The organism is Achromobacter sp. SIMBA_011 (assembly GCF_046535435.1).
GTDB lineage: Bacteria > Pseudomonadota > Gammaproteobacteria > Burkholderiales > Burkholderiaceae_B > Achromobacter > Achromobacter dolens.
The window spans coordinates 1-264 of sequence record NZ_JAWRWN010000646.1 but is presented as its reverse complement, the minus strand read 5'-3'; the positions used below and the strand labels follow the sequence as shown (position 1 = coordinate 264).

Annotated in this window: 1 protein-coding gene; it reads left to right on the top strand. The window is 61.7% G+C overall.

What is annotated here, in order from left to right; genetic code table 11:
* Nucleotides 1-140 (top strand): hemin uptake protein HemP (gene hemP, locus SB816_RS32540; RefSeq protein ID WP_410548319.1); only part of this gene is annotated, 140 nt, incomplete at its 5' end.
* Nucleotides 141-264: the final 124 nt, after the last annotated feature.

Below are 264 nucleotides of genomic sequence, written 5' to 3'. Positions count from 1 at the left end.
CGGCAAGCCGCGACAGCGGCACGCGCACGCTGAACAGCGACGCGCTGCTGCAAGGCCACAGCCACATCAGCATCGCGCATAACGGTGAGACGTATCAGCTTGGCGCCACGCGGCTCGGCAAGTTGATCCTGACGAAGTAGCAACCGGGTATTGTGGGGACCACCTCCCTGAGAGGTGTTGGGCATTAGCCAGCGCAACGGCTTGCACGCGAGATCTAGACCCCTTCGTGCAAACCTACTCAAGCAGCCGTTGCAGCAAGCCAAG